Raw genomic sequence first — 26949 nt, 5'->3', positions numbered from 1 at the left:
GGTGCCGCCCTCAGGCATCACATGGATTTCAAGGCCCTGGAGATCTCTGCATGACCGACCGTATCGACCTCTCGAACCTTCCGTCCTACCGGCAGCCGCGCCGGTCGGTGTTCTCCGCGCGCAAGTTCGCGCTGATGGCCTCGGTCGTCGCCGGCCTTGGCGCGGCCGTCTATGGCTTCAGCCCGTCGAGCTCGCCGGCCGACCTGTTCACGAGCCCGGCGCATGCGCAGGTCAACAACGAGGTCCGCAAGGTCGAACGTCCCATCGGCTTCGCCGACATCGTCGAGCGCGTGAAGCCCTCGGTGATCTCGGTGAAGGTCAACATCAAGGAAAAGACCGCGAGCAACGATGACGGCGACGATTCATCCTCGCCGTTCCAGCCGGGCTCGCCGATGGAGCGCTTCTTCCGCCGCTTCGGCGGACCGGATGGTGTCCCCCCGGGCATGAAGGGCGGCCGCGGCCGCGTCGTGCAGGGCCAGGGCTCCGGCTTCTTCATCTCGGCTGACGGCTTTGCCGTGACCAACAACCACGTGGTCGACGGCGCCGACAAGGTCGAGGTCACCACCGACGACGGCAAGACCTACACCGCCAAGGTGATCGGCACCGACCAGCGCACCGACCTCGCCCTGATCAAGGTCGAAGGCAGCTCGAACTTCCCGTTCGCCAAGCTCGCCGACAGCAAGCCGCGGATCGGCGACTGGGTGCTCGCGGTCGGCAATCCCTTCGGTCTCGGCGGCACCGTGACCGCGGGCATCGTTTCGGCGAGCGGCCGCGACATCGGCAACGGCCCCTATGACGATTTCATCCAGATCGACGCGCCCGTGAACAAGGGCAATTCCGGCGGTCCGGCCTTCGACACGAATGGCGAGGTGATGGGCGTCAACACCGCGATCTACTCGCCCTCCGGCGGCAGCGTCGGCATCGCGTTCTCGATTCCGGCGAGCACGGTGAAGAGCGTGGTCGCCCAGCTCAAGGACAAGGGCTCGGTCAGCCGTGGCTGGATCGGCGTGCAGATTCAGCCCGTCACGTCCGACATCGCCGACAGCCTCGGCATGAAGAAGGCCGAAGGCGCGCTGGTGGCGGAGCCGCAGGCCAACGGTCCGGCCGCCAAGGCCGGCATCGAATCCGGCGACGTGATCACGGCGGTCAACGGCGAATCCGTCAAGGACGCGCGCGAGCTTGCCCGCACCATCGGCGGCATGGCGCCCGGCGCGACCGTGAAGCTCAACGTGCTGCACAAGGGTCAGGACAAGGTCGTCAACCTCACCCTCGGCCAATTGCCGAACACGGTCGAGGCCAAGGCCGACAACGACAATGACAGCGGCAAGGGTGCGAGCAAGGGCACCGACGTGCCCAAGCTCGGCATGACCGTTGCGCCCGCCAATTCGGTGGCCGGCGCCGGCAAGGAAGGCGTCGTCGTCACCCAGGTCGATCCGAAGAGCGCCGCGGCTGAACGCGGCTTCAAGGAAGGCGACGTGATCCTCGAAGTCGGCGGCAAGAGCGTCGCCACCGCCGGCGAAGTCCGCGATGCCATCAATACGGCGCGGACCGACAACAAGAACAGCGTCCTGATGCGCGTGAAGAGCGGCGGCCAGTCGCGCTTCGTCGCGGTGCCCCTCGCCAAGGGGTAAGCCTTTAGGAGGCTCTCGAGATGAAGGGTGTCGCCGGCATCAGTCGCCCCCGCCGCCGGCGCCCTTCGGGGAAGCAGCGTAACCATCGCTTCCCCTTGCTACCTTCCGGTGGAAAAACGCCCCCCTCCGTCGGAAGGCCTAGGGCGGTGAAGTCCCCCCAGCTTCACCGCCCGCCTTTTTCTCCATGCCAGCGTCTCCCCCTCGGCTTGCATGCGATTGCCGCTCGCGCCATGTTTAGAGAAGGTTGACCTCCTTGACCGCCGCCGAACGCACGATGCGCCTCCTCATCATCGAAGACGACCGCGAATCCGCCGACTACCTCGTGAAGGCGTTTCGCGAGGTCGGACACATTGCCGACCACGCCGCCGACGGCGAGGAGGGCCTCGCCATGGCCGAGAGCGGCGATTACGACGTGCTGGTGGTCGACCGCATGCTGCCCAAGCGCGACGGCCTGTCGCTGATCGGCGCGCTGCGCGACAAGGGCAACACGACGCCGGTGCTGATTCTCTCCGCCCTCGGCCAGGTCGACGACCGCATCAAGGGCCTGCGCGCCGGCGGCGACGATTATCTGCCAAAGCCCTATTCCTTCGCCGAGCTGCTGGCCCGGGTCGAGGTGCTGTCACGCCGCCGCGGCGGGCCCGCCGAGGACACGCTCTACCGCGTCGGCGATCTCGAGCTCGACCGGCTCTCGCATCGCGTCGCCCGCGGCAAGGACGAGCTGACGCTGCAGCCGCGCGAATTCCGCTTGCTCGAATATCTGATGAAGCATGCCGGCCAGGTGGTGACGCGCACCATGCTCTTGGAGAACGTCTGGGACTATCATTTCGATCCGCAGACCAACGTGATCGACGTGCACATTTCGCGCTTGCGCTCCAAGATCGACAAGGGCTTCGAGCGGCCGCTGCTGCACACGATCCGCGGCGCCGGGTACATGATCCGTGACGGGATCAGATAAGATACGGTACGGTACCTTTTGCTGCTTTTCAGATGGCTTGGTTCTTGATCGCCGATTTGGCCTCAACCTTGGTCTCCGGGTCACTGTGTGGTGCAGCCACTTCCGCCCTCTCTTGTGGCGCTCCGAATTTGGCGCGGATCGTGTTGACTGCGGTGCACTGTGCGCCTTCGAGCGCTGACTTTTCCGCATCGTGAGGCGGCTTGTGGCGGCCGTGCGAAAATCCAAACTGAGGCTGGGGCGACCAAGCAAAGCTCGGGCGAAACAGGTCGCGAGAACGCGAAAATGCGTGTTTCGCCGTAACGCATGCCGACAGTCCCGCCATGAAACTGCGCAGCTCGATCGGACTGGACCATGACGTCGTCAGGTCCGGACCGATCGACGCCGTGGGCGCGCTTAGCTGCAGCTCAGCGGCAATGGCTGGTCGGGATGCAACTCGTACCAGTCATAGCAATCCGGATAGGCGCCGTAGAATCCATATCCGGGCCGGCCATAACGGTGAAATGCATGCTGGCGGAGACCGCCGGCATGACCGCCGAAGCCGAGGTGCTCGCCGCCGAACCGGGCGCCGCCGCCGAATCCTCCCTCGTGGCCCATGCCGCCGAAATGCGCGCCGCCACCAAAGCCCGCATGTCCTCCGCCGCCAAAGCCGCCGTGGCCGCCGCCACCCCCGCCGCCGTGCGCGTCGGCCGCGCCGATGGCCAGCGTCGAAGCGAGTGCTGCTGTTGCCAGAATCATGATGGCTCGTTTCATGGAAAACTCCTCTCGTGTTGAGCTGCCCCGCCCATCCCGGAAGCCGCTGACGCATCGTGCTGCGCGCGCGAGGCTACCGATGACTGGGCGTGTGATGCAGGAGAGGTAGGAGCGATGAACGGCAATCCAACTGAATTCGGCGTCATACATCAGTCGCGCTACTCGCGAAGGTGAACTCGCCGCGCGCTGCAGCGGCGTGCGCGCGAGGAGCGGGCTGAATGGACCAGCCCGCTCCCTGTCATTCGATGTGCGGCGGCCGGCGGCGTCATCCGCACGGACGGGTCGACGCGATCAGAAGCTGCCGGTGCCCGGCTCGCACGGCACGTTGTTGCCGGTCCACGGCGCGGTGGCGAAGGCGCCGACACGCGGCGCCGGAACGCAGGCGCGTTCGCCCGGATAATAGAAGGGCGCGCTCGTTGCGACCGTATCGGCTTCCACGGCGGGCCGCCGCACGACGCCGTGATGCTCGCGAGCCATCACGGGCCCACCGAGCATGGCGGCTGCAATCAGTCCCATCGACAACAGTTTGGACGTGGTCATTTGCTCTCTCCATTGGTGACGTCAGGCCGAACCAAGCCGGCTCGCCGTCGAGGTGCGAACAATCGGGCGCGATTCAAACGCACGATTTGCTCACTCGCGTTCAACGGCCTGTGAGCCGATGCGGCGCCGCAGCCACGATCGTGCGAATGCACAACATCCGTGGCCCCGGAAACTACAGCGCGTGCGTTGAGGGCATATGTTCGATGCAGCGCAGTTCGCAGCGGAGTCCGCAAGATGATCACGACATTGGCAACACGCATCGTCCTTGCATTGGCGCTGCTCGTGAGGCGAGCCGTCCGCAACATGAACTGGAATTCAATGGCAGCGCCCGCGCCGCAAACCTATCTTGAACCACAGCGAGTGGCCGGCATCAGGCGGCGTCAGGCCCGCGGGTTCGGCGCGCGCGGACGCCGAACATGACGCTGCGCGCTGTTGTGCTCCCGCTTCCTCACCGCGCGCCAAAACGCCGCGCGGAACGTGGAGCGAAGATCATGAACCGGATTCTCCTGATCGAGGACGACGCCGAGACTGCCGAGGCTATTGTCGCCGAGCTCGCCGATCGCGGCTTCGAGGTGCAATGGGCCGGCGACGGTGTCGAAGGGCTCGACCGTGCGCGCGCGTCGAGCCCGGATGCCATGATCGTCGACCGCATGCTGCCCGGCATGGACGGGCTGACCGTCATCGAGGCGCTGCGCAAGGATCAGGTCAGGACGCCCGTGCTTGTCCTCAGTGCGCTCGGTGCGGTGGATGACCGGGTGCGCGGATTGCGCATGGGCGGAGATGATTATCTCACAAAGCCGTTTGCGCTGGTCGAGCTGGTCGCGCGGATCGAGGCGTTGCTGCGCCGTCCGATTGACAGCCGCGAGACCATCCTTCATGTCGGCCCGCTCGAGCTCGACCTGATCGAGCGGACCGCGCGGCGTGGCGAGCGCGAGCTCGACCTGCTGCCGCGCGAATTCCGCCTGCTCGAATACATGATGCGCCGGAACGATCAGCTGTTGACGCGCGCGATGCTGCTCGAGGAGGTCTGGAACTACAAGTTCGTTCCGGCGACCACGAACCTGATCGACGTGCATATGGGCCGGCTTCGCCACAAGGTCGACGGTCCCGGAGAGGCGCAGCTGATCCACAACGTCCGAGGCTCCGGCTTCGTCCTGCGTTTGCGGCGATAGGGGCGGGAGATGCACCAGATCCAGTTGATCCGCTCCAGCACGTTCCTCTGGGCCCTGGCCGTGGCGGCCGTCTTCGCGCTGTTCGTGGTCGCGCTGTTCGCGTTCATCTACTGGAAGCTCGACGAATATCTGGTCGCGCGATCCGATCGCATGATCACGACGCAGATCCGCTTCATCGCAGACCTGCCGCCGGCCCGCCGCATCGGCGCCATCGCGGATCATCTCGCGCAGGATTCCAGGGGCGTGCAGTACGCGGGACTGTTCGATGCCGCCGGCGCCAGGCTTGCCGGCAACATCGACCGCGTGCCGCGTGAGCTGGGGCTGGACGGAGCAGTGCAGGGCGTGCGGCCGGATCTGCTCGAACAGCCCGCGGTCCATGTTCCGGTCGTCAGGGCGGTCGGCAGGCGTCTCGATGACGGCGATGTCTTCGTGCTGGGACGGAACGTGGACGAGACGCGCGAGATATCGAGCGTCGTGGGGGAGGCGCTGGCCTTGGGCCTGCTGCCGGCCTTCAGCCTCTGCCTGCTGGCTGGAGTCTGGCTGAGCGTCCGCGCCCAGAGGCGCGTCGAGGAGGTCAACCAGCGGGTCCAACGGATCGTGGCCGGCGAGCTGCGCGAGCGGCTTCCAGAGGGCAACACGGACGATTCCTTCGCGCGGCTGGCCGGGATCGTGAACGGCATGCTCGACGAGATGGAGACCATGATCAATGCGCTTGCCGGCGTCGGCAACGACATCGCTCATGATCTCAGGACTCCGCTGACGCGCGTCCGTCTGGCGTTGGAGCGTGGGCGAACGCATGCGGCAACGCTGGAAGAGCTCCAGGACATCACGGACAAGGCCATCGTCGGCATCGACCAGTCGCTCGCGATCGTCACGGCCTTGCTGCGCCTGACCGAGATCGAGAACAGCCGTCGCATGGCCGGCTTTGGCGATGTCGCGCTCGACGAGATCCTGCGGGAGGTGTGCGACGTCTATGAACCCATCGCCGAAGACAAGCGCATCGGGCTCGGTGTCGTCATCGATCGCAACGTGCAGGTGTGGGGTGACCGCGACCTGCTGTTCGAGGCGGTCGCCAACCTCGTCGACAATGCCATCAAGTTCACGCCGCCAGGCGGAGGGGTGGAGCTCGCCCTGGAAGCAGGGGACGACACCGCGCTGGTGCGCGTGAGCGATACCGGGCCCGGCATCAGCGAACGGGAGCGCGAGGCGGTGCTGCGGCGGTTCTATCGCTCCGACAAGATGCGCAATACGCCGGGCGTCGGTCTCGGACTGAGCCTGGTGGCCGCGATCGTCAAGCTGCACGGCTTTCGGTTGATCATTGGTCCCGCTCCCGGTGGGCGGATCGAGATCCTCGCCTGGACCGGGAGGGCGGGCAAGCCCATCACGCGCCGGCCGCGGACACTGGTACACGCAGACGCGAGCCAGATGGGATGAGCCAGATGATGCACGAAGCTTTCGAGATCAATCAGCTGGCCTTGAATGTAGGAGTGACAAATGCAGACTAGCCACGAACTGGCGAGGCGCGATCCCGTCGCAGTGCCGGCCGCATCGGTGTCGACGCCGTTCCTCAGCGCCTATTCGGCGAGCATCAGGCGCTTTGACCTGCTCGAGCCGGGTCAGGAGCAGCAGCTGGCACGGCGCTGGCAAGAAACGCGGGACCGGAGCGCGGCGGACGCGCTCGTCACCAGCCATCTCCGGCTCGCCGCCAAGCTCGCCCGTGGTTACAAGGGATACGGCCTTCCGCTGGTCGATCTGATCGCGGAGGCGAATCTCGGCCTCGTGATCGCAGCATCACGCTTCGCTCCCGGTCACGGCGCGCGATTCTCCAGCTATGCGGTCTGGTGGATCAAGTCCGCCATTCACGAGCACATCCTGCGGTCTTGGTCCCTGGTCAAGATCGGGACGACGGCCGCGCAGAAGAAGCTGTTTTTCAAGCTCCGAAGCGAGATCAGAAAGGCCACCGGCAGCGTGATGACAGGCCTTACGCCCGACGTCGCCGAACTGATCGCCGGGAAGCTCGATGTGACGGCGCGTGACGTCATCGAGATGGACGCGCGGCTGAATGGCGACCTGTCGCTGAATGCGCGCGTCGGCGGCGAGGAAGGCGGAATCGAGCTGGAAGCCTTGTTGGTCGATGGGGCAGTCGATGCTGAGACGGTGCTGGCCGATCACGAGCAGACGGAACAGCGCACCAGGGCCTTGCGTGTTGCGCTGGGCGGGCTTGCGGCGCGGGAACGTCACATCTTCGAGGCGCGGCGGCTGACGGAATGTCCTGTGACGCTCGATCAACTCGCCCGCGAATTGTCCATCTCCAGCGAGCGTGTCAGGCAGATCGAGATTCGCGCCTTTGCCAAGGTCAAGCGGGCCGTCATGCTCGCCGCGCGGGACGCGCCGCGCGCGGCCGCGTGCAGCGTCTGAATTCGTTTTCACTTGAACGGAGGTCCGGCCGTCCTCACCTGTTCGCCGATCTCGCGTCATTTTCTCCAGGCAGACCATCATGGGCATTGTTCGCTTCGCGCTACGGCTTCCGCACACATTCTATGTGCTTGCCGCGCTGATCCTGTTCCTCGGCGGCATCGCGATCCGCTCGATGCCCACCGATATTTTTCCGGAGATCCAGATCCCCGTCGTCACGGTCATCTGGAGCTATACCGGCCTGTCGACGCCGGAGATGGAGCAGCGCGTCAGCACCTACAGCCAGTATTCGATCAGCGCCAACGTCAGCGGCATCAAGAATATCGAGGCGCAGACCCTCAACGGTCTGTCGGTTCAGAAGATCTACTTCCAGCCGGACGTCAATCTCGATCTCGCGATCTCGCAGATCGTCTCGGCGACCAATGCGATCCGCGCCCTGATGCCGCCGGGCATCCAGCCGCCGATCATCGTGCAGTTCAATGCCTCGAGCGTGCCGGTGCTCCAGCTCAGCCTCGAGTCGAACAGCCTCAATGAGCAGCAGCTCTACGATTTCGGCATCTATCGGGTCCGCCAGCAGCTGGCTCCCGTTCCCGGCGTGACCTTGCCCACGCCCGTAGGCGGCAAATACCGCCAGATCATGGTCGACATCGATCCGAACAAGCTGCTGTCGCGCGGATTGACGCCGCTGGACATCGTCAATGCGGTGAACACCCAGAACCTGACGCTGCCGACCGGCACGACCAAAATCGGCGACACCCAGTACACCGTTCGCACCAACGCCACGCCGGCCACGGTCCAGGATCTCAACATGATTCCGGTCAAGTTCACGAACGGGGCCACTATCTTCCTGAAGGACGTCGCCCAGGTCCGCGACGGCGCCCAGGTCCAGCAGAACATCGTGCGCGAGGACGGCCACCGCGCCGTCCTGCTCAGCGTCATCAAGAACGGAAATGCCTCCACCCTCGCCGTGGTCAACGGCGTGAAGGCCGCCTTGGCGTCGATCCGCGCGTCAGCGCCGGCGGGGCTGAAGATCAACGAGCTGTTCGACCAGTCGATATTCGTCACCCATTCGGTCGATGGCGTGCTGCGCGAAGGTGCCATCGCGGCTGGCCTGACGGCGCTGATGATCCTGGTGTTCCTGGGATCGTGGCGATCGACGCTGGTGGTCCTGATCTCGATCCCGCTGGCGATGCTGTCCTCGCTGATCGTCCTTTATTTCCTCGGCGAGACCCTCAACACGATGACGCTCGGAGGTCTTGCCCTCGCGGTCGGTATCCTCGTGGACGATTCGACGGTGACGATCGAGAACACGCACCGGCTCTGGACCGAGGAGGGCATGCCGCTGCCGGATGCGACCCTGCATGGCGCCGCCGAGATCGCTGTTCCGACACTCGTCTCGACGCTCGCGATCAGTTGCGTGTTCACCTCGGTCGTATTCCTGGAGGGGCCGGCCAAATATCTGTTCACACCGCTCGGCCTCGCCGTGGTGTTCGCGATGCTGGCGTCATACGGGCTGTCGCGGACGCTCACGCCGATCACCATCGGCCTGCTGCTGAAGGGTGAGCGACGCCATGGTGAGGGCGAGCGTCCGCCGGGAATATTCGCGCGCGCCTCCGCGGCATTCGAGCGCGGCTTCGAGCGTCTGCGCGATGGGTATTCCGATCTCCTGCTGAAATTGCTGCGACATCGCGCCATCGTGCCCGTCGTCGCCGTGCTGGTGCTGGCGCTCGGAGCCACCATGTTCGTCTATGTCGGCAGGGACTTCTATCCCCTGATCGACGGCGGCCAGATCCAGCTCCATGTTCGCGCCCCCGCGGGCACGAGGATCGAGCGGACGGAAGCGATTTTCCAGGCGGTCGAGGACAAGATCCGCGAAGTCATTCCCGAGCGTGACCGGGCGCTGATCGTCGACAACATTGGCCTGCCGGCGCGTCCCTACAATCTCGCATTCACCGATGGCTCCACGATCGGGGTGAACGACGGCACCATTCTGGTGTCGCTGAGGGATGGGCACAAGCCGACTGCTGATTACGTCAGGAAGCTGCGGCAGGTGCTGCCATCCGCATTCCCGGAGGACACCTTCTATTTCCAGGCGGCCGACATCGTTACGCAGATCCTGAATTTCGGTCTTCCGGCGCAGATCGATGTCCGCACGGTCGGCTACGACAACAACAATCTGGCCGTCGCCAAGGAGCTGCAGAAGAGTCTCGCGGCGATCCCCGGCGTGGTCGATGCGCATCTACAGCAGGAGGTCGATGCTCCCGCGCTCTACGCCGACATCGACCGCATCCGCGCCGCGCAACTGGGCCTCAACGCCAGCACGGTGGCGACCAACGTCAATGTCAGCCTCAGCTCGTCCGCGCAGGTTTCGCCGAATTTCTGGACGGATCCGACGTCGGGCATCCCGTATTACCTGGCGGTGCAGACGCCAGAGTACAGGGCCAATTCGCTGAACGCCCTGGGCAACACGCCGGTGTCGGCCTCGCTCGCCGCAAGCGGGCAGACGGTGCCGGGCCTGCTCAGCAATGTCGCGACGTTCAAGCGGGGCACCGTTCCCACCAACTCGAACCAGGCCAATGTCCAGCCGGTGTACGACGTCTATGCCAGCGTGCAGGGCCGGGATCTCGGCAGCGTTGCGGCTGACATCGAGAAGGTGACGTCAACGCTGAAAAAGCAGCTCCAGCCGGGCAATTCGATTCAGGTTCTGGGGCAGATCCAGAGCATGCATCAGTCGTTCCGCGATCTAGGGATTGGACTGCTGTTCGCGGCCATCCTGGTGTACCTGCTGATGGTCGTGAACTACCAGAATTTCGGCGATCCGTTCGTCGTCATCATGGCGCTGCCGGCGACATTCTGCGGCATCGTGACGATGCTGTTCATCACCGGGACGACGCTGAACGTGCCCTCGCTGATGGGAGCCATCATGGCGATCGGCGTTGCCTCGGCGAACTCCATCCTGCTCGTGACCTTCGCGCGTGACGAGCAGTTGAAGGGACAATCGGCCTTCCAGGCGGCACTCAGTGCGGGCCGAACGAGGATCCGGCCCGTGCTGATGACCGCCGCGGCGATGATCGTGGGCATGATCCCGATGGCGATCGGCGGGCCGGGCGAGGAGCAGAATGCGGCGCTCGCGCGGGCGGTCATCGGCGGGCTGCTGTTCGCGACCCCGACCACACTGCTGATCGTGCCTTACCTCTTTGCAATGCTTCGCAAGGGCAACGACGGCAAGCCCCGCCACGGCGTATTCGAGGAGCAACCGGAATGAGTGATGTTCGAGCAAGGACCGATGATGAGGGGGCGAGAGACCGCCCGGGGGCAGAGAGCCTCAGGGTCGTGGAGCTGCCGGGCAAGAGCGCACGATCCGGACGCCATTACGGTGGCGCGCTGCTCGGGGGAGGTGTGCTCCTGCTGCTTGCGAGCGGTCTCGGCATTGGCGGCTGGCGGCACTACGAGGCCGCGCGTGACGTTGCCGCGGTGGCAGAGCAGGTTCGGAGCAACGTTCCGGAAGTTCGGGTGGCGACAGTCAAGCCCAGCGGCGACTTCATGAAGGTGAGCTTGCCGGCGACGACGACTGCGTTCGAAGCGGCCAACATTTTCGCGCGGACCAGCGGCTATATCGAGAAGCGCTACGTCGATATCGGCGATCGGGTCAAGAGGGGCGATCTCCTCGCGGAAATCACCGCGCCCGAGCTGGACCAGCAGATCGCGCAGGCGCAGGCGACGCTCGCCCAGGACCAGGCCGCGCTTCAGCAGGCGCAGGCGAGCCGGGAGCTGGCCGACGTCACCAATTCGCGGGATAGCAATCTCGTCAAGCAAGGCTGGTTGACAGCACAGCAGGGCGACAACGACCGCCTCACCCTGCGCGCGCAGCAGGGTGCGGTGGGCGTCGCCCAGTCGAACATCGCAGCGCAGGAGGCGCAGATTCGCGTCCTCCAGCAGGAGAAGGCTTACCAGAGCGTGGTGGCGCCGTTCGACGGCGTGGTCACTCAGCGCAACGTGGACAATGGCAGCCTGGTGCAAGCAGGCTCCACCTTCATGTTCACGATGATGCACTCCGACGTCATCCGAACCCAGGTCTTCGTACCGCAGGACGAGGCATTCGGAGTCGGGCCCGGCGTCGATGCGGCCATCCGCGTCCCCGAGATTCCGGGGCGGACGTTTGCAGGCAAGGTCACGCGGATCGCGACCGCGCTGCAGCCGGGGAGCCGGACGCTGCTGACCGAGATCGACGTCCCCAATCCCGATGGCCTGCTCAGTCCCGGCATCTATTGCACCGTCGAATTGTCAATCCCGCGCAGGACGCCATCAGTGACGATTCCGTCCGACGCGCTCGTCTTCGATCAGAACGGCCTCCATGTCGTGGTCGTACGGAACGGCACGGTTCAATTTCAGCAGGTCTCGATCTCCCGGGACTTCGGTACCACGGTGGAAGTGCGCGACGGCGTGCAGGCCGGCGATCAGGTCGTGCTCAATCCCGCGGTCAATCTGGCAGAAGGCAGCAAGGTCGCCGTTCGCAAGACCGAAGCCAGCTAGGGACCACAGAGATGATACGGATCGTGTTTGCAACGGTGATGGCTCTGCTGCTCGGCAGCTCTCCGGGCGAGGCACAGGTCGCAACGACCGGCAGCACGGCAATGGATCTGCCGACGGTGCCGGGCGCGATCGTGATCTCGCCGCTCAACGGGCCGGGGCCGTTTTCGGCGACGACCGTGTCGGGCGCGCCTGATACGACGCTGGCGCCCGTTCCGCTCGCGTCGGATCCGACGACGCCGGGGACGGTGGTCGTCTGCGCCCCACCGTCGTCATCACTGACGCCGGTGCCGCCGACTCCGGTCGTATCGCCCACGGGCCTTCCAACCTCGGGCATCGCGGCTCCGATCCTGCCGGTCACGGGACAGAACAGCAGCTCCATCGGGACGATTTCCGCGGCTGCGCCGGCGGGAACAGGTGCGCCGGCGGCATGCAGCTCGACGCCGGGAGGGCAGGTGACGAGCGCTGCGTCTCTGCCGCTATCGATTCCGCAAGTGGCTGCAAGCCCGGCACCCGGCACGATCCTGGTGGACACCGGCGACGCCGGGGGCACAGGCATAGACCCGAGTGCCGCTGTCGTGCCGAGCCCGAACAGTTCGGCTTGCGCGGAAGGCGTCTCGATGAATCTGGCCTCGCCTGCGACGGTGTTGCCGGCCAACGCCTCAGGTGCAGCGCCAACGCCGGGCGTGTCGCCGATCCTGCCGCCGGGATGCTGAAGCACTGGTGCCGCCCAGAACCCGTCGTCGAGAGATGCCTATCACGCAAAGTCCAAAAGGAATGAGCGATCGGGTAGCAAATCGCTTCGACGAAAAATCTCTCTGTATTTGAATCCTGCAGAGCAGACAGGCTAATCCTTGCCGACATTCCCAATGGGATGGCCTTAGCAACCCTCTCAAGGCTGAAGCAGGGGTTCGATTCCCCTAGGGAGCGCCATCGTTTCGTTTTGCCTTTGTGATTGCTGGAGTTTTTCAGATTTTTGTCCCACTCAAAAGCGAGGTGGGACAGTATCTGTTCAGTGTTTGAGCCAGCCTCAATCAAGTGATCTGTTGAAGATAGCCCTCAAGGCTGCGCAGTCTATCCATGTTGAGTGACGTTTCTCGCCCCATGAAGATTGCTGGCCTGCCGGAACCCTCTGGCCCCCATAAAGTGGTCGTTTGAAAGTTCGCCTCTCGACCGCGCCAAGCGCGCCAGGCGCGTTGCGCTTTGCGAAAGTGCTCAAGATGAAGCGGATCGGCTGCTAACCGGCTTAGGATAGCCAGCTCTAACCGATCAATCGCTTTTTCACTGTTCTCAAGCCGGCTCCGCTGATTGACGTTATTGTCGTACGTAGACCTCGCGCGAAGCTCTGGAATGAACTTCGCGAGAGACGATGTGACGTGCCTCATGTATTCGATTGCAGCATGTATAAACAAGGCCAGCTCCCGCTTCGAAACCAGGGCTTCCAACTGGTCATCGTAGGCGAGGTGGCGCGGGGAGCCATGCACCAACTCGTTGCGCTTCCTAAACAACGTATTTAGCCGCTCTTCGATAGTACGCTGCGACCAAGCTCCCTCTCGAAAAGCATTTTTCATCAGATCGGCCCACGACAACCGAACGCGGGCCAGGACTGATAGCTTTGCTTCTTTCGTCAGGTCGTTCAACGTGCCTTCGATCTCGTCGTACGATGAGAAATTTCGACTCATCGCGACAATATCGCCGATAGAAAAGCGATTCACGTGAGCCTGTAGGATCAAGCTGTAGTTGATCTTCAGCTCGCGTAGCAGTTTGGCATCTGGATTAATTCGGTCTGCCGAGTAATCGATTAGATGTTTTATGATCGAGCGCGCGAACCACTCTAAACATGTGGCGACATTCACGAGGGCAAGGGGCCAAAGTTCACCGTCTTCATAGCCGTGAACGATCGCCTTGAGTTGTCGCAGCCTACGAATGCAGATTTCAGGACCTTGATTAAGGTCGTCAGATGAAGCCGTGAGCTTCCAATTCACAGGCGGCACCGTAATTCCCTCTTTAGAGTTTTCTCAACGCAGAGTCGGCCATCGTCGATCGCCGTGCTTTGGCGGTATATCGCTCTACCTCTTCCAATGACCGGTGGCCGCCAACCGCCATAATTTCATGTGGCGTTGCTCCCCTCTCGGCAAGCTTAGTCAGAGTCGCCTTACGTATGCCGTGAGCAGAGCAATGGGGAAGATCGGCTTGGCGGCACCAGTCTTTAAACTTATTGCCAAAGCCGTTTGCTGTGAACGGTTTGCCGAATTCGGTGAGCAGGAACGTCATATTGCTGGTGACTTTGGCTGCGGCGATGCTTTCCGCAAGCGCTGGGTGGACGGGGATATCAATGTCGACCGGATTACGATGCTCGTTCTTTGCTTGGCGGAAGCGGATACGTCCATCGCGCACGTGCTGCCGACCAAGGCGCGGAGCATCCTCACGACGCCCGGTCGTGTAGCGCAGCAAATCGAGCGCAAGTCGCGCTTGAGAGCCGAGCGGATGACGTTCGTGGAATCGTTGAATTTCGTCATCCGTCCAAGTGTGGTGTCCATCCGACTGGTATTTCAGCTTTCTAACTCCAATCGTCGGATTGACCGACGTTTCTTCCGCCTCATTGGCCCACGTGAACAGAGCGCGCAAAGCCTTCAGTCGCTGATTGGCGGCGGCGGGCGTTTCGGTCTTTGCATCGCGAAGCCTGCGAACGTGGCGAGCTTGCATTGTAGCAACCTGCTTAGCTCCATGGTCTTGCGCGATTTCGTCGAGCGCACGGCGCTGCCAATTGCGGGTGCTGACGTCCAACGCTTTGTAAGCTGCACTCGAATAGTAGCGGATGCAGAGATAGCGGAACGATCCCCTTTTGGCCTCGTCAGCCTGTCGCAGCGGCGCCTCGGCGGCTGTCGTGATCGCGGCCTGATATTCTTCCATGAATTCGGGGGTGCCAGGCATTGCGCGGATGCGCACCTTGCGCTTGCCGGGGGCGCGAACGTAGCAGCGGACGTTGCCATGACGATCAACGTCCTCGCAGATGTACTTAAGCGCCACACGCATGCTCAGCGAAGGTCCCTGTCCCATTCGTTTTCCCCGTCATCGTCGAGTGCCGTGAAAGCGCAGTCAAGCTGTTTCAGATCCCAAATCACCCGTCCTCCGATCCTTTTGGGGCGCGGCATTCGACCGTCGGCAACCATTTTATCGAACGTTGAGGGACTAACGCAGGCCCATTCTGCGGCCTGCACACGCGACAACCCTCGCGGCGGCAATGAGGGCGGCAACGTGCTGCCCCGCCGCCGATTTTCATCGTCGGGCATGATCAAACCTTGAAAAGTAAAATGAAGTGCGGCGCTGCCGGCCTTAACCCCCTGAAACTCACGACCGAGCAAGCCGGGGAGGCATTGGCTTTGTGCTGTCGGACCCGCCGCGTGGCCCTCATATGGACTGGCTTGCTCGGTTAGCTCTTTGTTTTAGTCGCCGGGGTTCAGATACGTTCCCCGGAAGTCATTCACGCCGCAGCCGAAGTCGAGCACCGCGCGGACTTCAAGGCCGAGCACATCCCAACCGAGCCGCGTTTCGACCATCGGGCCGTCGGCTCCGTTGAGATAGGCGACCATGATCGTGGCGATCTCTGCCGGATCGGCGAACAAGCGCCAAGCGTTGCCGGTCAATCGCGGATCGACGCTCACGAGAATTTTGCCGGCGAACGGGTTCACCGCGCTGTTCTGATTTGGATAAAGCGTGGTGGCGAGGAATTGCTCCGCTTCCGTTTCCTTCGCCGGCCCGACCACGAGGTGTTTCGGGGTGACGTTGATCGGCGTTTTGCCGTCAATGTCCTTCATCCCCCGCAGCGCCTGACGCGCGGCATTGAGCGTCGTGATGTTGATCGCCGCGCCCGCCGCTGCCTTGTTTCCGCGCGTAGCGCCGGTGCCATACAGCGGATTGCCGTCGTCGAGATTGACGCCGTTGCCAGAATTCGCGGTCAAGAGGCTGACAAGGAGATCGGCCTCCGTCTGAGCCGCCGCCCGACCGAACGCGGCGTTTGAGTCCGCGAAGGCGCCGAGATCGTCGTTGATGATAGCCTGCCGGCTGAGCGAGAAAATCTTGGCGTAGGTTTTCAGCTTGAAGCTTTCTTTGGCTTCCGAACGGCTGCCGTGAGTGACCTCGCCACCTTCCTTCACCTCGGACAGGCGCGGCGCTTCGCTCAATTTGATCGTGGTCAGCGCACGAAAATCGACGGCATCGCGACGCTTGGCGAGGCCCATGAGCGGCGTCTGCGCGGTGCGGTACGCCTCATTGAGAACGCGATTTCCCGAGGTGGTCAACAGGTTCGGGAAGTCGCTCGTGGCGAGCATTCCGCCCATCGAACGTTCCATCACCTGCGAAGCAAGGCGATCGCGGTTGCCCCAAGCCGGGCGCTCCCCGCGCGCCTGGACGAGCATCGCGCCCATGTCGAGCAAGGTGCGCCCCATCAACTCAGCCGACGCGCCCTCGGGGCGCTGTCCGGTCATTCGCGCGACCAGCGCGCCCTCGATCGAGCGTGCGAGGAAGTCGGGATTGTCGAGAGTCGCGCTATTCTCGTCGCCGCTCCGGCTCGAAATGGTGACACGCGAAGCGATGGCCGCGCGCTCGTTCAACGCAGCGAGGCGAAATTCGCGCACGGTCGATCCGGCTGTGATGTGACCGCGCGCAAATTCGGCCGGCAGGCGGTGCCGCGCAGCGATTTCGTAGAATTCGAGGGCGCGCCGGCTATCTTGGTCGCGGTGATCGCTGCCGGATCGCGTGGAATCGGTGGTGGTGGTGTCGTCGATCTGATTTTCGTCATCCATTGACGTAATCTCCATGTGTCGGATGTGTGTATTGGGATCGGCCGGAATGGCCACGAGACTGATCTCAAACGGCTCCCAATCGGTGACCGTTACGGTTCGCCGGCCTTGAGGGTCATTGCCCTCGACAGATGCGTGCACGCGATAGCCGACGGACACGTTTGGTGATGTCCCCGCCGCGAGATCGGCGGCGATGCCCTTCACGTCGTCGCGTGGCGAGAGTTGCGCATCCGCAATCAACCGGCCGCCCTCGATCCGGGTATCGGTAACGATGCCGATCTGATCGCGCGTCGAGCTCGTTCGATGGGAGTCCAGGACGGGCGCGGCACCGGATTTAAGGCGGTCGAGCCGGATCGCTTTCGGCGTGATCGAAAGAATTTCGAAGTAGTCGCCGTCGAGGTCACGCCGCAGCACCGGAGTGCCAGTGGCAATGACGGCCGAGAACGTGCCGTCCTCGGCGTTGAAGGTTGTTCCCCGCGTTGGAGCGCGGCGGACATAGGCTTCCGTTCGCGCCGGCGATTGCCGACGCGTTGCGTCGATTTCTGTCATGCTGATCCTTAGTGAAGCGACTGGCCCGGCCTGAGATCGACTATCGCTAGGCGGTAAAGCGTACGGTAGCTCGGGAGCAAGCGGGCATAGAGCTTGCAGAACGATCCGAGCGGATCGGCGGCATATTCGTTAATCATGGAATTGAAGGCGCGCAGTCCAACTCAATTACAAGCTCGGCAGCACGCTTGCGGAGTCGGCGATCAGCCGCCGAGATGTTGCACATGACAATCCGCGCGGGATCGGAATCGGGATAGTGAGCCTGATCGCGGCCTATGGATTGAGTGATCTCTTCCATAATTACCACGAGCGACCCGGTGTAGTGCATTTCGGCCCAATACTCGCGCGCTCCGAAACCGGTCACAGGCCACATCCCGCGCGGCGCACTCCCCCAAGTGTTGCGCGAGGCGGCCACTGCAAACCAGAAATCGACCAGCGAGCCGCTCGTGACGCTTCTATGAGACAAAAACGATTGCACTGCCATCGTGTACATTGAAAGTCGGAAGGCCTCGTTGAGAGGCACGCCGGCCTTGTCGCTCATTTGCCGCGCAATTTCGATTTCAAGCGCATCGGCGAAGTTGTATCGGCCACTAAAGCCGATCGCTTTCGGCGCCGGATCGTTTAGAATATTTAGGAGTTCCTCGGCCGTCATATGATGCAAGTCGGCCAGTTGCTTGAGAGTGAGGCCCGCACTCTTTGGATCGATCATTCGTATACCTCGCGCATAACAAAAAGCCCCGGCGCGCATCAATTGCGGCCGAGGCTTTCGGTGGAATGATAGCTATATGAACTGGTCTCGCGTACGTGGCAAGAGAAGAGTGCCCCCCGCTCCATGTCGGGTACTCGACTTCACCTATTTCGAAAACATGCCAAACTTCGTAGCTGCCAAGTGGATCAAAGCGCCCCGCAACCGTTCAAGGGTTGCGTTTTGGGTTTTGCTGTCCGCCTTAAGAAATAGTCTTTCAGCCGTTTCCTCGGTCGTCAGGTCATGGACGATGATTAAATCCAAAACGTCGAGAAAAAAACGAGGGAGGCCCGCCCGAAGTTCACTGATAGCCTTGGTGTGATCGATTGAGCGAACAATAGTCGCGTCGAACCGAGTCGGGTCGAGCGAATTGTCCACGTATGAGTTCGGGGTTCGGGCGACGGGTGGCCGCTCGTCCGTAGATGACATGATGTTGTGATAGTGTCTTGCGGCCGCGATCATGATCATCGCTTCCTTCGAGGTGCGCGGGCCGAAGGCGTCGCGGTCGATCAACATTTGCAACGTCGAAATGCGACGGTGACGCTTCTTTGGTGCGGTATTGAGCATGATCGAAATGAATAATGTGTCCGTCGGAGCAGTCAAATAACCCAATCTCAGATTTGTAAAAGGTGGCTGCGACACAGGCACTTCTTCAATTTAAACATTTTAGGTGGGGTAACGAAGGAAAAGCGCTATAGAGATAACGCCTTGAAAGGTTTGCAAAATCGGCGACGCCTTTTACGAGAGTGATTCGAATCTGGATCGATTCAGAAGGGTGTCATCAAATTATTTTCGATCAGTTTTGTATCGTACGAAACAAACCTGAGGCCTCATCGATTTTTCCGTCCTTGCTGTGTCGGGTTGTGTCCCTGCGGACAACTGCTTTCGCCCTCGGTTGGAAATGCCTAGCGCTCGCTGCGCGACCGCAGCGGCCTTCCAATGCTCGAAGTAAGATGTTCGGCATGTTCGGATAGCCTTTCAGCTTCTTGGCTAGCGCCATTTAGGGACGCGTTTGGGCCGTGAGCCGGCGGGACGGTCGGGGGACCCGGCGGTTGGGATTGTATCTTTCCTCAGGCAAGCGGTGGTAGAATCATTCGAAGTCCGATTCCTTGGATTGCACTTCGGCGCTCCTTGCCGAATAGCATTCCGAAAAGCCAGGTGATCCACCGAAATGACTCCGCAGCAATTCATTCAGAAGTGGCTCAATTCCGGATTGAAAGAGAGGGCTGCGGCACAGGAACATTTTCTTGATCTTTGCAAGCTGCTGTCCGAGAAAACGCCTGCCGATGCCGATCCAACAGGTCGAGATTACGGATTCGAGGTGGGCGCGACGAAAACGACCGGAAGCAGAGGGTTTGCAGACGTTTTCAAACGAGGTTTCTTTGCGTGGGAATACAAAGGGACTCATGCCAATTTAGACAATGCATTCGCGCAGCTACAGCGCTATGCGGTCGCGCTAGATAATCCCCCGCTTCTTATCGTTTCGGATATTGGTACGCTTATTCGCATTCATACGAACTGGACAAATTCCGTTTCCAAGACGTACGAAATCCCGATCGCCGAATTGGATCAGCCCGAACTGCGCGAATGGCTAAAGCAAGCGTTTGCTGAGCCGGACAGGCTTCAACCCAAAAAGACAAGGCAGCAACTCACGGAAGAGGTTGCGGCCGAGTTTGCAGCCTTAGCCGAGTCACTTCGGAGCAAGCAGCATGACGCTGAACAAGTAGCGCATTTCATCAATCGCTTAGTTTTCTGCATGTTTGCAGAAGACGTAAAGCTTTTGCCTGATCGCATGTTCCTGCGGATGCTGGAGCGCGCGTTGGAGGACCCCAACGAGTTCGTGGTCTTTGCGGCAGACCTTTTTCGCGCAATGAGTTCTGGCGGTCGGGTTGGATTTGAAAAAGTGGCCTGGTTCAATGGAGGCCTATTTAACGACGATACCGTCTTCGCGCTTACCCGAGAGGAAATCAAATTAGTCCACAAGGCGGCGAGTCAGTACTGGGGTGACGTTGATCCATCCATTTTGGGAACGCTGTTCGAGCGAGGCTTGGACCCGCGCAAGCGCGGTCAGCTCGGCGCTCACTACACGGATCGCGAAAAGATCATGACGATCGTCACGCCGGTGATCGTGGAGCCTCTCGCCGCGGCTTGGGAGACCACTAAAACCCAGATCGAAGCCTTCTTGCACAAGGCATCGGACTACGAGAGTCAGTCGAAGAAAAAGGGCGGCCGCGCAGCATCCGCCGCCATAGGTCAAGCGACTATCGCCCGTAATGACGCACAAGCTCTGCTGGATCGATATCTAAAGACGCTCGCTGACTTTCGCGTGCTTGATCCGGCATGTGGGTCAGGAAACTTTCTATATATCGCTCTTCGCGCCTTGAAAGATCTGGAGCATCGCGCTCAGGTTGAAGCCGAGGTGCTAGGCTTGCCTCGGAAATTTCCTTCAATCGGACCGGAGGTGGTCAAAGGTATCGAGATCAATCCCTTTGCTGCCGAACTGGCTCGGGTCTCGATATGGATCGGCGAGATTCAGTGGATGCTCAAGAACGGGTTCCCGGCGGCACAAAATCCAGTTCTAAAGCCTTTGGAAACGATCGAATGTCGCGACGCGTTGGTATCGGGTGACGTTGGCGAGAGGGTAGAGGCGCAGTGGCCATCTGCAAACGCCATCATCGGCAATCCTCCATTTTTGGGCAGCAGAAAGATGGCGCCTGATCTTGGAAAAGACTATGTCGACGACCTCCGCCGAATCTACAAAGGAATGGTCCCAAGAGGTGCGGACCTCGTCTGTTTCTGGTTCGCTAAAGCTTGGAAACTTGCGAAAGTCAGCGCGGTCGAGAGGGTCGGACTAATCGCGACGAACTCGATCAGTGGAGGGTCAAGCCGAGAAGTGCTCGATCCCATAGCAAAGGAACGACGCCTTTTTGCAGTCTGGCGTGATCAGCCATGGATCGTGGAGGGTGCCGCAGTCGATGTGCATCTAATTTGCTTTTCGGCAGAGGAGCCGTCGCACGCAACGATCAATGACGGCAGCGTGGAATGCATTTTTGCCGACCTTCACGCTCCCGCTCATTCGAACGCTCTGGACCTCACAAAAGCTCGTGTTCTTGCAGCAAACAAATCAGTAGCGTTCCAGGGCGTGGTGCCTCGAAGTAGCGTGAACAAAAAGCTGGCCAAGAAACTTGGCCTGCCTCCGGCCTCCTTCACTCTTACTCGCGAGAAAGCGCGCGAAATGCTGACGTCTGGGGCCAATGCCAACGGCCTAACTAATGGGGAAGTCATCTTTCCGTATCTGGTGGGTGACGACATCACCAAGCGACCAAAGGATCGTTTCATCGTTGACTTCGACACGATGTCAGAACAGCAAGCGGAGCTATTCGAGAGCCCGTTTGCATACGTTTCACCGGTCAAACAGCATCGTCGGGAAATGACGCAGCCCGAAGCGCTAGAGACGTGGTGGCAGCATTGGAGAACGCGTTCGGACATGCGATCCGCGCTGAAACCATTGAGCCGGTTCATTGCGACGCCGCGCGTTTCGAAGTATCGCGTTTTTGTGTGGTGCAAGGCACCCACATTGCCAGATAACGCCGTCGTCGTGATTGCGAGGGATGACGACACCACATTTGGGATACTGCAAAGCAAATTTCATAGAATTTGGGCGCTTCGAAAGGGTACAAGCTTGCAGAACCGTCCCAGATACACACAGACCACCACGTTCGCGACGTTTCCATTTCCAAATGGTCTCACTCCGGACAGACCAGCCGACTCTTACGCGAATGATGAGCGCGCAAAGCAAATCGCCGAAGCGGCAAGGAATCTTGATCGGCTGCGTACCGAATGGCTAAACCCGCACGATCTTATTCAGGTCGTCTTGGAAAATGCTCCGGGGTTGCCTCCCAGCATTGTTCCGAAAGACAAGAGTGCCGCCTTAGAGATCAAGAAGCGAACCTTAGTAAACCTGTACAATCAGCAGCCTTCTTGGCTGCAAACGGCACATCAAGCGCTTGATGAGGCTGTTGCGCGGGCTTACGGCTGGCCTGTGGATGAGGATGAAGACACGATCCTACAGCGAATACTCACCGAAAATCTTTCGCGGACACCAATCTCGGATGAGCCAGCCACGGAAAGTGAAGACGAGCTTGAAGAGGAAGAGGATGAGTAGTTGAGCCATACCCACTGACAACTCTGTCAACCCAGGAAATCCTATTTCTGGCTGCCGCGATTTGGGGGCGCGCTTGTGCCGTACGGGGGTGGGGTCCGGGAGGGACCCGTTCCTAGCATTCCCCCTTCGCCTGCCGTTCCGCGATACGCTTGCCGAAGTCGGTCACGCCCCATGATGGAAGTCCGCCCGTTGCGCAGACATGATGGCACTGCACGAGCCGATGCCGGAAAAGCTCGTACAATTCAGGATCAGCCCTCTCGCTTGCGCTCATGAACCATCCGTTCGGGTAGATCGCGAGCGCCCGCAGAACGTGGCGTTGTTTGATCGTCATCGAACCAGCGAATTCGATCTGCTCTTTGGTCAACTTAGTCACTTTCAGTCCTTTTCAAAAAGAAACGGCCCCGCGTGCTGTGGTGTCGACGTGACACCTCAGTAAGCAGAGCCGTTTGGTTCGTTGTGAGTATGCGTCTAGGGAGTCTAGGCGCGTGCCCAATGCCTAGACGCTAAAAACCCCTTAAAAATAGGGGCGGTCTAGGATGTCTAGGCAGTCTAGGGAAAAGAGGAGGTCAGAAACTAAACAGCCGGCCTCAAGCTGAGACCGGCCTACAGTTTTTGCCTACACGCGCGCGACCTAGACTCCCTAGACAGCCTAGACCGAGTTTTGATTTGATGGATGAATTTGCGTCTAGGCAAGCTCGTCTAGCCTAGACCGCCTAGACCGGAGCATCGTTATCCGGACATGCGTAGTGCGCTCGCTCGCCCTCTCCCGGCGGGAGCGCCGGCCAATCGATCGGTTGGCCGACGCACTTATCGAATGCGTTTCGACATTCGTCAAGAGAAGGCATCGAATAGCACCACGTTCGTTTGACAACGCCGGGCTCCCTTTCAACAGAGGGGCGAATATCCCCGATGCCGGGAATAAGTTTCTTAAGCCGCTTGCCGAAATCAGCGCTGCTACGCTTGCGGCCAATGCCCATGCGAGAAGCATCTTTCAGATACTCGGCGTACAGGTCATCCCTAACAACGGTGCCGCGCCACGCGTCGTCACCGTGGAGCCATGATCCCGCCCAAAGCCGATTGAACACGAAGTCGTCGATTGGATCGAGCGACCTCAGCTTTTGATCGAGCAGTGCCTTTGTTTGCGGAATGCGCCAGATGTTGAACTTGCTGAGATCGAACGACAAAAGCTCGTCGAGCAGCTTTTCACGACCGCCCGAGTCCAATTCCTCGTACATCTCTGCGAAGTATTCGTTGTTCTGCTCGGCGTAGGAACCAACGTCGAGCACGAAAAATCGCCGCTCGTCCCCGGTTGCAGGAACAACCCAATCTTCGTTTGACGTCATGATGACGCGTACCCGGTTTTCCATTCTGATCGGATCGACGCCCTTCGACTCGATCATTTGGATTCGCGAAGTCAGCAAGCCTTTAAGCCTGCCCTCGGCGGCTTTGTCGCCCGCCCACATCGCTTCATCGGCCTGCAACAGCAAGCAACTCGCCATGTGGGCGTTGAATTGTCCCGTGAGATACCTCGCATCATCCACCGGGAAATAGTGCGGCGCGAACAGTGACCCCAATACCTCGCCGACAACGGTCTTACCGGTACCCTTCCGACCGCGCATTACCAAGGCGATACCCGGTCGCTCTCGCGGTCGTTGCACAAGGTGAGCCATCCAGCCGAGGAGGTACCGGTAATATTCCTCGTTATCTCGGCAAACATTGACGCGGAGATGGTCCAGAAATCGCCCGCAGTGGCCTTCCGGTGACGGGGCGACGCTGAATCCGCGCCAGAGGTTGAGATAGTTGGGTGTGCTTGCGGCACCGTCCGGATTGGGGAAAAACTCCACCCCGTCATATTGCCGGCGATCTGGGTGTTGGTGCCAAGCCTTTGCCCAGGTCACCGACTTGATCTTGCCATCCGTTCCCACAACCTCGGTTTGCCGGTTGGCAAACCATGAGTTCATCGATTCGAAGGACATCAGCCGCACCCGGTCGTTCAGTGGGCCGTGCGGTTGCTCATTCACCACCAGCGCCTTGCCGCCCCAAATGGCCAGCGCATAGCTACGGTTGATTTTCTCAACATCGAACCCCCAAGATCGGGGGGATGCTTTTGGCGCATCCACGGGCGCCCCAACGTCGCTTTGCTGCCCGTCCGGGGCGGCGCCGACGTCGTCAGAGTCGATCCACCCGGCAATGCGTTCGTGCGGCGGGGTGTCGTCGTCGAACTCGATAGCCGCGAGGACAGCATCATGGCCATCTTCTCGGAGCATATCGTCAAAGTCTCGACCGCGCTTGGCGCGAACGGGTGTTGCGGCGGCCTCGGCGAGGCCACCGTTCTCAGTCTCAGTCATGTCGATTTTACCCTCTAGCGGCGGCCTTTTTGGGCGCCGCTGGTGAGACAGTCGAGCAAGAAACGATAACGATCCCGTAGAACCGTTTTCTGTCCCACGATCCCCTAAGTGTTTGATCTCGCTAGGAACTTAAAGTCCCCTAGGGAGCGCCATTTCTTCCTAACTGCCTGACATCGCTACGACTACTCGGCTCGGCTTTCTCGTTTGCTACGTCTTCGTGCTACGGGAAGCGATGGATGCCGCGTGTCTTTCACCTGCTCAGGCGCAACGGAATCTACTGGTTCAAGATCGACCTGCCCGACGACCTTGCGGGACAGCCTCTGCCACCTTCGATCCCGCAGACCATCAAGCAACTTGAAAGCCCCATGAGGGCCGGTCGCCTCCTTATTGCGGCACGGAGCCGGCCTCGACGAGGTGCGCCGCTACTTCGCTGATGGGCCAAGAGGCGACATCCGAAACCGTCAACGATGGCGGACGTTTGCCCGGCATGGCGTCCCTAATTCGAGTCGCTTTTCGCTCTAGACGTCTTGGTCAATTTGACTTAGTGAGCAGTTGAACTGCGAGACGCATCTCCATGGCCAATGTCGATCCAGTCCGTCGTGCGGAAATCGGCCGCGAGAAGCGAGCGAGGACCCGCGCCCAGCTCGTTGCCGCCGCGAGTGCCCTGTTTGCGCGACAGGCGGTTGAATCGGTCACGGTCGACGACGTGGTGCGGGAAGCCGAGGTCGCCAAGGGGACGTTCTACGTTCATTTCAAGGATCTACGTGAACTGACGGCTGCCGTAGCCGACGAGTTGGTCAAGGCGATCGACGATCTGCTCCAACCGATTCGGCTCACCATCGATGATCCAGCGCTCCGCATCGCCTACGGCTGTAGCTGCTTCATCGATCGGGCGTTCGCCGATCCTGGTTGGGCCGGCGTGGCGGCGCGGATGGCGGTAGCTACTGCGACTGTCGGAGAGGTTGCGCGTCGGCGTCTACTCGAAGACATCAAGCGGCACGCGAAGAGCCTGCCTGCGGGTAGCGCCATAAGCGCCGAACTCGCTCTGGAGGTCGTCGTCGGAATCATGTTCCAAATGTTCGCAGCCATTGCCGAGCGTCGCTTGTCATCGCGCCATCGCGAGGACGCGATCGCGGCGATTCTGCGGGCGATCGGTCTCGACGCGCGGCAGGTAAAGTCGGTTCTGACTCGCCTGCCGGTGCAAGCGGACGCCGGGCGATCCGGCTTGCCCGTGAAGGCCGCCAGAGCGCGGAAGCGGATCTCTAGCTAGGCCTAGATCCCTTAGCCGAAGCTCATGGCCCGACGATCTCGGTCGCCTGTTCGCCGAGATCGACGGCGCCATCACGGCTGCGGATCCGTGCCGTGATCCGATCACCTGGCTTGAGATATTGTGGCCGCCGCGCCTGTCCGTTGAGAAACAGCTTCCACAGCACGCGCTCCGGCAGCAGCTGGAGCAGCCGGCGTACCGGCGGCGGCGGCACCCGCAGCGCACAGCCGCTCGGCGTGCCGGTCAACAGCACGTCGCCAGGAGCGATGTTTGCGAAGGTCGACAACTCGGAGATCGTCTCGGCGGGCTTGAATACCAGATTGGCGGTGGTGTCGCGCTGCCGCGGCGCTCCATTGACGTCGAGCTCGAGCGCGAGGTCGTCGATTCGGGGAAACTCTTCGCGTTCAAGCACCGTCAGCCACGGGCCGATCGGGCAGAAGCCGCGGTAGCTCTTGCCCTTGAAGAACTGGGTCTGCGGTAGCTGCACATCGCGCGCGCTGAGATCGTTGGCAATGGTGATCGCGAAGACGTAGTCGGGCAGCGTTTCGCGCGTTAACGTGACGGCGGACGAGATCGGCCGGCGGAATACCAGCGCGAGCTCGATCTCGTAGTCCAGCAATTTCACGTGTGCGGGACGTGCCACCTTCTCGCCGCTCGGGCAGACCGAGGCATCGGCCTTGGTGAAGAACATGTTGAACAGCTTGGCGTCGGGATCCATTCCGGATTCGATCATGTGCTGGCGGTAGTTGGCGCCCTGGCAATACAGCCGGCACGGCGTCGTTATCGGCGCCAGGATCTTCACCGAAGCGATGGCGATGCGCGCGCCGCGACTGCAGGCTGCACGCCAATCGGCCTCGCCCTGTTCGATCAGGGCTGCCGTAGTCGGATAGTCGTTCGAGAGGGGAGCGATCTCCGCCCCCGTTATCACGCCCCAGCGCGGGCCATTACCTGCTTCGAAACGCACCAGATTGGTCGCCACTTGTTCCTCCATTGCCATTGCGTTGCCAGATCCCGGTCGCGATTTTTGCTGTCCGTACAGCGGCTTGGCGTGCATTCCGGAACCGGCCGAAATCTCGTATTGAC

At 61.2% G+C, this 26949-nt stretch carries 21 protein-coding genes and 1 tRNA gene; 12 read left to right on the top strand and 10 right to left on the bottom strand.

Annotated elements, in window-relative coordinates:
• Window positions 1-50: 50 nt before the first annotated feature.
• Both E4K64_RS14825 and E4K64_RS14820 read left to right on the top strand, forming a co-directional pair.
• Window positions 51-1631, top strand: a complete 1581-nt coding sequence (locus tag E4K64_RS14825) for a Do family serine endopeptidase (RefSeq protein WP_135164181.1) — start codon at window positions 51-53, stop codon at window positions 1629-1631.
• A 274-nt stretch (window positions 1632-1905) separates the two neighbouring features.
• Entirely contained in the window at window positions 1906-2586 is a 681-nt protein-coding gene (locus E4K64_RS14820; RefSeq protein WP_126256145.1) for a response regulator transcription factor, read from the top strand.
• Window positions 2587-2979: 393 nt separating this feature from the next.
• On the opposite strand, the gene E4K64_RS14815 is transcribed toward E4K64_RS14820, so the two are convergent.
• The gene (locus E4K64_RS14815; RefSeq protein ID WP_135164180.1) at window positions 2980-3336 is read right to left on the bottom strand and encodes a hypothetical protein; all 357 of its coding nucleotides are present in this window, start codon (window positions 3334-3336) and stop codon (window positions 2980-2982) included.
• A gap of 291 nt (window positions 3337-3627) precedes the next feature.
• The gene (locus tag E4K64_RS40325; RefSeq protein WP_167772011.1) at window positions 3628-3876 is read right to left on the bottom strand and encodes a hypothetical protein; all 249 of its coding nucleotides are present in this window, start codon (window positions 3874-3876) and stop codon (window positions 3628-3630) included.
• 234 nt (window positions 3877-4110) lie between these two features.
• Here E4K64_RS40325 and E4K64_RS14805 point away from each other — a divergent pair, with 234 nt between their 5' ends.
• The 8 genes from E4K64_RS14805 to E4K64_RS40315 all read left to right on the top strand — a co-directional run bounded on the left by E4K64_RS14805 (window position 4111) and on the right by E4K64_RS40315 (window position 12926).
• Complete coding sequence (locus tag E4K64_RS14805; RefSeq protein WP_135164179.1) at window positions 4111-4296, top strand: hypothetical protein; 186 nt, start codon at window positions 4111-4113, stop codon at window positions 4294-4296.
• 71 nt (window positions 4297-4367) lie between these two features.
• The gene (locus tag E4K64_RS14800; protein ID WP_135164178.1) at window positions 4368-5048 is read left to right on the top strand and encodes a response regulator transcription factor; all 681 of its coding nucleotides are present in this window, start codon (window positions 4368-4370) and stop codon (window positions 5046-5048) included.
• Between the two features lie 9 nt (window positions 5049-5057).
• Entirely contained in the window at window positions 5058-6482 is a 1425-nt protein-coding gene (locus E4K64_RS14795) for a sensor histidine kinase (RefSeq protein WP_135164177.1), read from the top strand.
• Between the two features lie 60 nt (window positions 6483-6542).
• Window positions 6543-7466 (top strand): RNA polymerase sigma factor RpoH, encoded by a 924-nt coding sequence (gene rpoH, locus E4K64_RS14790; RefSeq protein WP_135164176.1) that lies wholly within the window; start codon window positions 6543-6545, stop codon window positions 7464-7466.
• A 79-nt stretch (window positions 7467-7545) separates the two neighbouring features.
• A complete protein-coding gene (locus tag E4K64_RS14785) occupies window positions 7546-10728 on the top strand; it encodes an efflux RND transporter permease subunit (protein WP_135164175.1) in 3183 nt (1060 codons plus the stop codon).
• Complete coding sequence (locus E4K64_RS14780) at window positions 10725-11996, top strand: efflux RND transporter periplasmic adaptor subunit (RefSeq protein WP_135164174.1); 1272 nt, start codon at window positions 10725-10727, stop codon at window positions 11994-11996. The genes E4K64_RS14785 and E4K64_RS14780 overlap by 4 nt, the downstream gene beginning before the upstream one ends.
• 11 nt (window positions 11997-12007) lie before the next feature.
• On the top strand, window positions 12008-12709 hold the full coding sequence (locus E4K64_RS40320; RefSeq protein WP_167772010.1) for a hypothetical protein: 702 nt from the start codon (window positions 12008-12010) through the stop codon (window positions 12707-12709).
• Between the two features lie 147 nt (window positions 12710-12856).
• A tRNA-Glu gene (locus E4K64_RS40315) sits at window positions 12857-12926 on the top strand.
• A gap of 101 nt (window positions 12927-13027) precedes the next feature.
• Here E4K64_RS40315 and E4K64_RS14770 read toward each other — a convergent pair.
• From E4K64_RS14770 to E4K64_RS14745, 5 genes are all read right to left on the bottom strand, one after another.
• Window positions 13028-13978 carry a lysozyme inhibitor LprI family protein gene (locus tag E4K64_RS14770; RefSeq protein ID WP_135164173.1) on the bottom strand — a complete coding sequence of 317 codons (951 nt, stop codon included), beginning with the start codon at window positions 13976-13978 and terminating at the stop codon, window positions 13028-13030.
• Window positions 13979-14000: 22 nt separating this feature from the next.
• A complete protein-coding gene (locus E4K64_RS14765) occupies window positions 14001-15053 on the bottom strand; it encodes a tyrosine-type recombinase/integrase (protein ID WP_235884675.1) in 1053 nt (350 codons plus the stop codon).
• A 386-nt stretch (window positions 15054-15439) separates the two neighbouring features.
• Window positions 15440-17344: a prohead protease/major capsid protein fusion protein gene (locus tag E4K64_RS14755; RefSeq protein WP_135164171.1), complete on the bottom strand. Its 1905-nt coding sequence runs from the start codon at window positions 17342-17344 to the stop codon at window positions 15440-15442.
• 133 nt (window positions 17345-17477) lie between these two features.
• The gene (locus E4K64_RS14750; protein WP_135164170.1) at window positions 17478-18050 is read right to left on the bottom strand and encodes a hypothetical protein; all 573 of its coding nucleotides are present in this window, start codon (window positions 18048-18050) and stop codon (window positions 17478-17480) included.
• 144 nt (window positions 18051-18194) lie between these two features.
• Window positions 18195-18653 (bottom strand): hypothetical protein, encoded by a 459-nt coding sequence (locus tag E4K64_RS14745; RefSeq protein ID WP_135164169.1) that lies wholly within the window; start codon window positions 18651-18653, stop codon window positions 18195-18197.
• A 604-nt stretch (window positions 18654-19257) separates the two neighbouring features.
• On the opposite strand from E4K64_RS14745, the gene E4K64_RS14740 reads away from it, so the two are divergent.
• Window positions 19258-22251, top strand: coding sequence for a class I SAM-dependent DNA methyltransferase (locus E4K64_RS14740; protein WP_135164168.1), 2994 nt, complete (start codon window positions 19258-19260; stop codon window positions 22249-22251).
• 112 nt (window positions 22252-22363) lie between these two features.
• Here E4K64_RS14740 and E4K64_RS14735 read toward each other — a convergent pair whose 3' ends face one another.
• Complete coding sequence (locus E4K64_RS14735) at window positions 22364-22624, bottom strand: hypothetical protein (protein WP_135164167.1); 261 nt, start codon at window positions 22622-22624, stop codon at window positions 22364-22366.
• A gap of 340 nt (window positions 22625-22964) precedes the next feature.
• Window positions 22965-24599 carry a DUF5906 domain-containing protein gene (locus tag E4K64_RS14730; protein WP_135164166.1) on the bottom strand — a complete coding sequence of 545 codons (1635 nt, stop codon included), beginning with the start codon at window positions 24597-24599 and terminating at the stop codon, window positions 22965-22967.
• A gap of 574 nt (window positions 24600-25173) precedes the next feature.
• Between E4K64_RS14730 and E4K64_RS14725 the strand changes: the two genes are divergently transcribed.
• Window positions 25174-25869, top strand: coding sequence for a TetR/AcrR family transcriptional regulator (locus tag E4K64_RS14725; RefSeq protein WP_135164165.1), 696 nt, complete (start codon window positions 25174-25176; stop codon window positions 25867-25869).
• Between the two features lie 22 nt (window positions 25870-25891).
• On the opposite strand, the gene E4K64_RS14720 is transcribed toward E4K64_RS14725, so the two are convergent.
• Window positions 25892-26920: a fumarylacetoacetate hydrolase family protein gene (locus tag E4K64_RS14720; protein ID WP_209311963.1), complete on the bottom strand. Its 1029-nt coding sequence runs from the start codon at window positions 26918-26920 to the stop codon at window positions 25892-25894.
• Window positions 26921-26949: the final 29 nt, after the last annotated feature.

The sequence above is a fragment of the Bradyrhizobium frederickii genome (genome assembly GCF_004570865.1).
GTDB classification, from domain to species: Bacteria; Pseudomonadota; Alphaproteobacteria; order Rhizobiales; family Xanthobacteraceae; genus Bradyrhizobium; species Bradyrhizobium frederickii.
This window is presented reverse-complemented; position numbering and strand designations above follow the sequence as displayed.